Source organism: Streptosporangium sp. NPDC002721 (assembly GCF_042888905.1).
Lineage (GTDB): Bacteria > Actinomycetota > Actinomycetes > Streptosporangiales > Streptosporangiaceae > Streptosporangium.
Genome location: NZ_JBIAQI010000046.1, coordinates 47,272 through 56,586, shown reverse-complemented (window position 1 = coordinate 56,586; position 9,315 = coordinate 47,272). Strand labels below are relative to the sequence as shown.

Here is a 9,315-nt window from a genome sequence, read left to right as displayed (position 1 = left end):
GGGTTCTTGCTCTTACGAAAACGGGTCCTGCTTGCATAACCGCGAACACTCACCGTCACCCATCACGAAAATCTTGCCAGATCCGAGAAGTGGCCCCGGTACCCAAGCATGTGCGACCAATGCCGCAGCGGGAGCAGCCGGTATTGAGGCAGGCGGTTCAGGGCGAAGCAGGTCAAGATCATGCGTCGGGCGTGTTCGGTCACATCCAGCCGGGCGATGTCCCGAGCGTCACGGATGCGTCGGTCCACCGTCCCCGCCGACTCGGCGCCCTTGGTCGCGTACTTGGCCACGTACGACGCCACCCGCTGGTCACTCACGCCGTCCAGGTCGGTGGAGAGGTAGACCGGTCGCACGTCGAGTTGGTCACCCCAGCGCAGCAGGACCGGGGGAGGAGCGTCCGGCGATTGCTTGGAGGCCGGGACGACGACCTGTGCGGCGGCTTGCCGGATCGCGGTGTCCAGCAGCGGGACGGTTGCCCAGTCCGGGGGAGGTGAGGCGGGACCGTTGGGGCCGTCGAGGCGGATCACCGCGTGGAAGTGGACCAGGCCGCGCGCTTGGTACTCGGCGACCTTGGCATACGACAGGCGCAGCACCTCACGCAGGTGAGCACGAGGCACGCCGAGCTGCCGAGCCAGGACGGCGGGGAGTGTCTGGGTGAAGCGGCGCCACAGCTCTCCCGCGTGAGCGTTCCACAAGACCGCGCCCTGGTAGTCATAACAGTCCACGCAGAGCGGCTGCCCCACCTGCGGGTCATCGCGGTCGTGACGCTTGCCGCAGCCCTCATACCGGCCATGGGGGCAGGTGGGGGAGTCGCGCCGGGGACGGCAGGGCAGGGTCTTGCCGTCCTTGCTCGTGCGGTGAGCGTGGACCGCGCCGAAGGAGGGAGCGGTGAAGGTGGCGAACACACGGGGATGCCCGCCCACATCTTCGGGGACGCCCTTGCCGCCGCGCAGGCCGGAGATGATGAGGTGATAGGTGTCGTCCTTGTAGACCGCCGAGCAGGCCGGGCACCGGGAGGCGCGACGGTTGCCGCAGGCCGTGAGCAGGAACCCGGTCGGTTCGTCGGCCGTTCGGTAGACGTCGAGGATCTCACCGGTCGCGCCGTCGAAGGTCAGGCGTTCACCGTGCAGGCGGACCGGTTGGGCACAGCCGCCCGTGGCGTAGACCATGCGTTGCCAGCGGGTGAAGTCGGGCATGGCCGCGCGTTGCAGGGCGGCCAGGATGTCAGGGGCGAAGGAGGGGCCGGGTTCACACGGCCCCCCTCTCGGCTTCGAGGGGCGGGGGTTCGGCGCGGGTCGGCCCGTCGGCCAGCTCGATGCCGTGGATGGCGGCGATGCGCCGCCATTTCTCGGGTGACCACCGAGGCGACTCGGCGATCTTGCGCTTGGACCACTCCCGTACAAGCGCGGCGTGCGGTACCAGTTCGGGAGGTACCAAAGGACTCCTTTCTCTCTGCGGAGTTCCCACGCCATTTCGGGAAAAGGCAGGTGCCATCGGCAGGCATGCGGAAAAGACATGACTGCGGAGGAACGGCACTCGTCAGCGAGATTGATGGAGTGTCGAGGTCGCGCGACGGTGAACCAGTGAGCGCTGCCTGTAGTGCTGGCCTGCCGCTGGCCGGGTCCCCCCAGCGGAACGGCTCTCGTCTTCGTGGTGCCCGGTGGCGTACTGCGCTCGAATGTGTCGCGTCTGGTCTCTCGCTGCTTCCCGAAAGACGGGGGAAATTATCTATGGTCATTTTGCCACGGTGGCCGGGAAATTATGCGTGCGGGAATTTCCGCCGGGACGTCTTCCGAGTCGTCCCCTGTCGTCCGGTGGCGTCCGGCTGCGTACGGCTGCATCTGATCGTCAGGGCCAACAAGTAAGGGAGCTGTCACCTGTCGGTCAGGTGCTCAGCTCCCTTGAGGGTCGAGGACGTCCCAGGACGTCTACTCCATCCACACCGGTTCGAGGAGGTCGGGATTGAAGGTGGCCCGCCCCTTGCCCGCCGGGTGCACGATCACCGCGTGCAGCATCTCTCGGACGTGCGCCCGCTTCCGGGACAGCGGTAGCCCGCCCTCCGCTTCCGGGAGGTACCAGCGCCGCCGGATCTCCTTGATGTCGGTGACCATGCTCGCCCGCTGGCGTTCCGCCCTTCCCATGATCTTGTTCTTCTCCGCGCGCAGCCGGGCGATGTCGCTTTCCAGGTCGGCGGCGTTGCGGAAGTAGAGGTTGTTGGAGATGTTCCGTGCCCGCCACTGCCGGGTCAGTTCCTCCAGTTGCTCCTCTACGTCGGTGAGTTCTTCCTCCCTCGTCCACAGGGGAGCGTCGTCCACGTCCGTGTACTGGGCGAGTTCCATCTGGCCGAGCACGAGTTCCGAGATGGCGAAGTCGACCAGGTCCCCGCGCCGCGCGACTCCACCGCAGCCGCCCACGTCCTGACCGGGACAGAAGTAGATGTGTCGCTTGCCGTCCTTCGTCTTCTTGGTTCTCAGCGGCACGTTGCACACGCCCCCGCCCGCGACGGGACGACCGCAGCGCAGCACACCGGTCAGCAGGTAGCGGTGCTCCCGGTAGTCGAGGGGGAGAGGAGCACCCACGGCGCCACCTCGCTTGACGGTGTGTCCCTTGCGGCTGTCGAGGATGTCCCGCACGGCCAGCCACTCCGCAGCTCCCGGTAGCCACACATGCGCGACCTGGCCAGTGCGGTCTGAGCGCGTTTGCCGGTCGTTGCCCCGGGAGTCTTGATACCTCGTGGTGATCCGTGCTTTCCGGGGAGTCGGGTGGTGGCTCTGCTGGGGGGTGGGGGCGGGTTATGCTCGTTGCGCGGTTGGTTCTTCCGGTGTCGTGTTGGTGTCGGGAGTCGTAAGAGGGAACCCGGTGTGATTCCGGGACTGCCCCGCAGCGGTGAGTGGGAACGAACGCCGTCATCGGCACTGGGTGCGTGTCATCTGGGAAGCGACGGTCAGTAGGAGTTGTGTGTGATGCCCGCGAGTCCGAAGACCTGCCAGCCGCCCGTGTGCCGTCCGGTGCGCGGTGATCCGTGGCCTCGTGGGAGGGCCTGGGATGCGTCTTTCCCGTGCGTTCCTTCCGCGTGGCCGTGGGGCGGCATGGCATGAGCCGAGGGAAGGACGCCATGAGCAAGGTCACCACGACCGTTTTGGGGTATCCCCGTATCGGGGGCCGTCGCGAGTTGAAGCGGGCGACGGAGGATTACTGGGCCGGGCGGGTTGACGCCGCCGGCCTTCAGGAGACGGCGGCCGGTCTGCGGGAGCGGGCGTGGCGGGAGCTGTCGGGGGCGGGGCTGGACGCGGTGCCGTCCAACACCTTCTCCCTGTATGACCACGTGCTGGATGCGATCGCGCTGGTGGGCGCGGTTCCCGAGCGGTTCGCCGGGGCGGCCGATCCGTACTTCGCGATGGCGCGGGGCGCCGAGGGGGTGGCGCCGCTGGAGATGACCAAGTGGTTCGACACCAACTACCACTACCTGGTTCCAGAATTGGGACCCGACACCCGGTTCCGGCTCGACTGGAGCAAGCCGCTGGCCGAGTACGCCGAGGCGCGGCGGCTGGGCGTCGAGACCCGGCCGGTGCTGGTCGGGCCGCTGTCGTTCCTGCTGCTGGGCAAGTCCACCGTGCCCGGCTTCGCGCCGCTGCGGCTGCTGGACGGCCTGCTGGAGACCTACGCCGAGCTGCTGGAACGGATGGCCGCGGCGGGGGTGGCCGAGGTGCAGCTGGACGAGCCGGTGCTGGCCGCCGACCGTACGGAGGAGGAGCTGGCCGCGCTGCGCCGGGCCTACGCGCGGCTGGGCGAGCTCAGCAGCCGCCCCCGGCTGCTGGTGGCCACCTACTTCGGTGAGATCGGGCCCGCGCTGGAGATCCTGGCCCGCGGCCCGGTCGAGGCCGTCGGCCTGGACTTCGTCTCGGCACCCGGCAACCTGGAGGCGCTGGCCGCCGTCGGGGGGCTGCCCGGCAAGACCCTCGTCGCCGGGGTCGTCGACGGCCGCAACGTCTGGCGTACCGACACCGCGAAGGCGCTGTCGACCTGCGCGGCGCTGCTCGGGCTGAGCGACCGGCTGGTGGTGAGCACCTCCTGCTCGCTGCTGCACGTCCCGCTCGACCTGGACGCCGAGACCTCGCTGGACCCGCGGCTGCGCGAGCGGCTCGCCTTCGCCAGGCAGAAGGTCGCCGAGGTCGTACGGATCGGCAGGGCGCTGAACGGCGAGGAGGTCGTCGCGGGAGAGAGCGTCGCGGAGCGGTTCCTCAACCCCCGGGTGCGGGCCAGGCTGGACGCCCTGGGCGAGGGCACCCCGCGCGCGCCGCACGCCGAACGGCTCGCCGTGCAGAACGCCGACCTGGGCCTGCCGCCGCTGGCCACCACCACCATCGGCTCCTTCCCGCAGACCGGCGAGGTGCGCCAGGCCCGCGCCGCCATGCGCTCGGGCGAGATCGACAAGGCCGGGTACGAGCGCAGGATGGAGGCCGAGATCGACCGCGTCATCGCGCTGCAGGAGGACATCGGCCTGGACGTGCTGGTGCACGGCGAGCCCGAGCGCAACGACATGGTCCAGTACTTCGCGGAGACGCTGGAGGGCTACGCCGCCACCGAGCACGGCTGGGTGCAGTCGTACGGCAGCCGCTACGTCCGCCCGCCGATCCTGTTCGGCGACGTCTCCCGTCCGGAGCCGATGACGGTGCGCTGGGCCTCCTACGCGCAGTCGCGGACGAAGAAGCCGGTCAAGGGCATGCTGACCGGCCCGGTGACCATGCTGGCCTGGTCCTTCGTCCGCGACGACCAGCCGCTGGGCGAGACCGCCAGGCAGGTGGCGCTCGCCCTGCGCGACGAGACCCGCGACCTGGAGGCGGCGGGCGTCAGGATCATCCAGGTCGACGAGCCCGCGCTGCGCGAGCTGCTGCCGCTGCGGCGGGCCGACCGCGAGGCCTACCTGGAGTGGGCGGTCGCCGCGTTCCGGCTCGCCACCGGCGGGGTCGCCGACAGTACGCAGATCCACACCCACATGTGCTACTCGGAGTTCGGGGAGATCATCGGCGCGATCGGCGACCTGGACGCCGACGTGACCAGCGTCGAGGCGGCCCGCTCCCGGATGGAACTCCTGGACGACCTGCGCGCCTTCGGCTACACGCGCGGCATCGGGCCCGGCGTATGGGACATCCACTCGCCCAGGGTGCCCTCGGCCGGTGAGATCGAGGACGCCCTGCGCACGGCCGTGGCCTCGGTGGATCCGGCGCTGCTCTGGGTCAACCCCGACTGCGGCCTGAAGACCCGCGGCTATCCGGAGACGGAGGCCAGCCTCAGGAACATGGTGGAGGCGGCCCTGCGCGTCCGGGCGGAAACGGTCCAGTGATCTAGAGGTCTGGCGGTCATCGTGTCCGAGGGGGTGTGACCCGTCCGGGTCACACCCCCTCTCGCCGCCCTGTCATGCCCGGACGCCCGTTGTTCCCGGGGTCCGGCCGGAGGTCGTCACGCCTGACTTGCTCCCGAATCTTTCATGACTCGAATATTTACTGTTAGGAAACTTTCTTTTATATTCGAGTCACCCCCCAGCGAAGGAGCAGGATATGCGCAGAACGGTCACCTTCCTCGCGATGGCGATCATCGCCGTCGCCTCGACCGTGTTCGTCGCGTCACCGGCCAACGCGCACGGCTACATCTCGTCGCCGCCGAGCCGTCAGGCCATGTGCGCCCAGGGCCGGGTCACCGGCTGCGGTGACATCATCTACGAGCCCCAGAGCGTGGAAGGTCCCAAGGGCCTGAAGAACTGCCACGGCAACGTCGGCCGGTTCTCGCAGCTCAGCAACGAGAGCAAGGGCTGGCCGGCGACGAGCGTGGGCAACTCGGTCACCTTCAACTGGGTGCTGACCGCCCGCCACGCCACCAGCACGTGGGAGTACTTCATCGGCAACACCCGGATCGCGGTGTTCAACGACGGCGGCAGGCAGCCCGGCGCCACCGTCTCGCACAACGTGAACCTGGGTAACAGGACCGGCCGCCTGAAGGTGCTCGCCGTCTGGAACATCGCCGACACCGCCAATGCCTTCTACTCCTGCGTCGACCTGCAGCGCTGACCGGAAATCCGGCAGGTCTGATCGGGGATCCGGCAGGTCCGACCGAAAATCCGGCGGGTCTGGCCGGGGATCCGGCGGGTCTGGCCGGGGATCCGGCAGGTCCGACCGGAAATCCGGCGGGTCTGGCCGGGGATCCGGCGGGTTTGATTGACCGGGCCTGATCGGCCGGGTCCGGTCGTTCCGGTCTGATCACTTCGGTCTGACCGCCTCGGTCCGACCGTTCCTGTCCGGTCGCCCCTGCCGGATCGGGTGGCTCCGATCCGGCAGGGGCGAAGCGAGACGAGACAAGGCGATCCGAACCGCTTCCGCGCCCTCCGTGGCCCGACGGCCTTTTGTGCCGTCTCCGGCCCGGCGGGCGCGGGGGCGGTTTCGTCGTTCTCCGGCCTTCCTTCGCCCGGCTCCCGGACGGTTCGCGAGGTCGCCGAGGGTGATCGTGGCGTCACGGGAAAGGATCTCTCTTGAATGAGGGATGGAATGGCGAGGGGAGATGCCATGGACATAGCAGCTCAAAGTGTGCAACACGGCTTTTCGCATGCGCTTTAATTGCCAAAACATCGGTGATTCAACTCAAGGGCAATGGGGAACAGATATCGTGCGTCCAGGGTCCCGGCGCCCGTCGGGGCAGGGGTCGGCACTGTAGAGGTGGTCGGTGGCTCGTCGCACAAAAAGAATCCCCGATGTCGCCACGGCGATTCTGGTGGTTTTTGGAATTCTGGTCGGACTTCCGGTGCGAATTGTCGAGGAATATCTCCCGGATACGGTCGTCGAGCACAGGATCGAATGGGTGGTTGTTTTCGGGTTAACCGCCTCCCTCGTCGTCCTGCTGACATGGGTGACGCCCAGACTGAGGGAGTCGCGCACGCGTGGCGGGCTCTTCCTGGTGCCGCACAGGCAGCCGGGATGGGTCAGGAGGACCGAGCTGGACGACGTGGTCTCCACGCTGACGATGAGGGCCTCGGGCACGGTCGGGCTGACCACCGGTCTCGCCGGGGCGGGCGGGTTCGGCAAGACCTCCCTGGCCCTGGAGGCGTGTCACAGCGACGAGGTGCGGAAACGGTTCGGCGGCGGCGTCGTATGGGTCACCGTGGGCCGCGACCGCGCCGGTGCCGACATCGCGGCGCTCGCCAACGACGTCACGGAGGCCGTGCTGGGCGTCCGGCCGGACTTCTCCAGTCCCGAGCAGGCCGGTCACCGGATGGCCGAGGCGCTGGCGGAGCGGGGCCGCGTGCTGCTCGTGGTCGACGACGTGTGGAGCCTCAAGCAGCTGCGCCCCTTCCTGTCGGCGGCCGCGAGGTCCCGGGTGCTGGTGACGACCCGGCTGCCCCGGGCGCTGCCCCCGAAGGCGATCGCGATGATCGTCGATGAGATGGCGCCGCGGGTGGCCGTCCAGGTGCTGAGCCGGGGGCTGCCGCCGATGGCCCCCGGGGTCGTCAGCGACCTGGTGGGCCTGACGGGGAGATGGCCGCTGCTGCTCTCCCTCGTGAACGCGCGGCTGCGCGACGAGCACGGCACGGGGACGAACGCCGACGTCGCCGCGCGCCGGGCGGTCGAGCGGCTCGGCCGGACCGTACCCGCCATCCTGGACGTCACCGTCGCCTCCCAGCGGGAGAGCGCGGTGCTCGCCACCGTCGAGCTCGGCCTTGAGGCCCTCGGCGCGTTCGACCGCGCCCGCTTCCTGGAGCTGGGCGTCTTCCCCGAGGACGTCGAGATACCGGCCGCGGTCGTCGAGCTGCTCTGGCGCGGCACCGCGGGGCTCACCTCCAAGCAGGCCGAACGGCTCTGCGCGAGGCTCCAGGACCTCTCGCTGATCAGCAGGCGGCACGCCAGGGGGGCGGCGCCGTCGATCATGATCCACGACGTCGTCCGCTCCGCCGTCCGCTCGGCGGGCGGGCTGGGCGAGGAGCGTCTCGAGGCCGCCAACCGCGACTTCCTCGACGAGGCCAGGAACCTGATACCCGACGACGACCTCACGGCGGACGCCGAATGGTGGCGGCTGCCCCGGACCGTCCCCTACCTCTGGGACCACCTGCTGTTCCACCTCTCCGAGGCGAGGAGATACCGGGAGCTGGAGTCGCTGCTGCACGACGTGCGCTGGTTCGTCGCCCGCGTACGCGCGTTCGGGGTGGCCGCGGCGGAGTCGGACCTGGCGCTGTCGACCTCCCGCTCCGTCGCCGGGGTCCGCCGGTTGATCTCCCGCAGCGCCCACCTGCTCACCCCCTTCGAGTCGGACGCCGTGTCCACGGCGAACCTGCTGGCCCGCCTCTACGCGTTCCCGCCGATGCGGGCGTCGGTCGAGCGCTACAGCCAGGAGAACGAGACCACCTTCCTGCGGGCCCGCTGGCCGCTGCCCGACGACGGCACCACCTGCCTGCTGCGGACCCTGACCTCGGCGACGAGACGGCTCAACGAGGTGTCGGTCACACCGGACGGCTCGCGGTTCGTCGTGCACGCCCGCGACGGCGGCGCGCAGGTCTGGAAGACCGACGGCACCACCCGGACGACGCTGGCCACCCACGGCAGGCCGGTCCACGAGGTCGTCGTCGCGCCGGACGGCTCGTGGCTGGTGACCCGTTCCGGGAGCAGGAAGGTGCAGATATGGGGGATCGGCGGCACCGAGCGGGCCGTCCTGCGGAACGGGACGGGAAGGCTCGCCGCGATGGCGGTCGCGCCGGACGGCTCGTGGCTGGTCACCCTCTCCACGCGGGGCAAGGGCCGCCTCTGGAACGCCGACGGGAGCAGGCGGGCCGTCCTGCGGAACGGGACGGCGGGGCTCGCCGGGGTGGCGGTCGCGCCGGACGGCTCGTGGCTGGCCACCCGCTCGGTGAAGGGCAGGGTCGCCCTGTGGAGCCCCGGCGGGAAGAGACGCCTGGTCCTCAGGAGCCGGGTCAGGGTGCGGACCAGGTCGCGAAGCCTGAAGGACGCCCTGAGGATGCGCGGCTGGAGCCAGGAGAACGAGAAGGTCTCCGGCAGGGAGAAACCGATCGGAAGGGTCTCCGAGCTGGCCGTCTCCCCGGACGCCTCGTGGCTGGCGACCCTCTCCGGAGACGGGAGCGTGCGGCTGTGGGGGACCGACGGCGTCGAGCGGGCCGTCCTGACCGGGCACGCCGGGACGGGGTCGGGCATGCGCGTCTCTCCCGACGGTTCGTGGCTGGCCACCTGGGCGCCCACCGGTCCCGTACGGCTGTGGGAGGCCGACGGCAGGCAGCGGGCCGTCCTGACGGGTGACACGGGGGCGGTCCGTCAGGTGGTG

The 9,315-nt window shown here is 69.8% G+C and carries 6 protein-coding genes and 1 riboswitch; of the genes, 3 read left to right on the top strand and 3 right to left on the bottom strand.

Annotation, left to right across the window (positions count from 1 at the left end):
* Positions 1–62: 62 nt before the first annotated feature.
* From ACFYWM_RS41505 to ACFYWM_RS41495, 3 genes are all read right to left on the bottom strand, one after another.
* Entirely contained in the window at positions 63–1,196 is a 1,134-nt protein-coding gene (locus tag ACFYWM_RS41505; RefSeq protein WP_389926338.1) for a replication initiator, read from the bottom strand.
* 52 nt (positions 1,197–1,248) lie between these two features.
* A complete protein-coding gene (locus tag ACFYWM_RS41500) occupies positions 1,249–1,437 on the bottom strand; it encodes a hypothetical protein (protein WP_389926335.1) in 189 nt (62 codons plus the stop codon).
* 491 nt (positions 1,438–1,928) lie between these two features.
* On the bottom strand, positions 1,929–2,579 hold the full coding sequence (locus tag ACFYWM_RS41495) for a zinc ribbon domain-containing protein (RefSeq protein WP_389926331.1): 651 nt from the start codon (positions 2,577–2,579) through the stop codon (positions 1,929–1,931).
* 234 nt (positions 2,580–2,813) lie between these two features.
* Positions 2,814–3,006: riboswitch (cobalamin riboswitch) on the top strand.
* Positions 3,007–3,115: 109 nt separating this feature from the next.
* Between ACFYWM_RS41495 and metE the strand changes: the two genes are divergently transcribed.
* From metE to ACFYWM_RS41480, 3 genes are all read left to right on the top strand, one after another.
* Entirely contained in the window at positions 3,116–5,344 is a 2,229-nt protein-coding gene (metE, locus tag ACFYWM_RS41490; RefSeq protein ID WP_389926328.1) for a 5-methyltetrahydropteroyltriglutamate--homocysteine S-methyltransferase, read from the top strand.
* A 214-nt stretch (positions 5,345–5,558) separates the two neighbouring features.
* Positions 5,559–6,065 carry a lytic polysaccharide monooxygenase gene (locus ACFYWM_RS41485; RefSeq protein ID WP_389926325.1) on the top strand — a complete coding sequence of 169 codons (507 nt, stop codon included), beginning with the start codon at positions 5,559–5,561 and terminating at the stop codon, positions 6,063–6,065.
* Between the two features lie 832 nt (positions 6,066–6,897).
* A partial coding sequence (locus ACFYWM_RS41480; protein ID WP_389926323.1) for an NB-ARC domain-containing protein occupies positions 6,898–9,315 on the top strand: 2,418 nt, incomplete at its 3' end.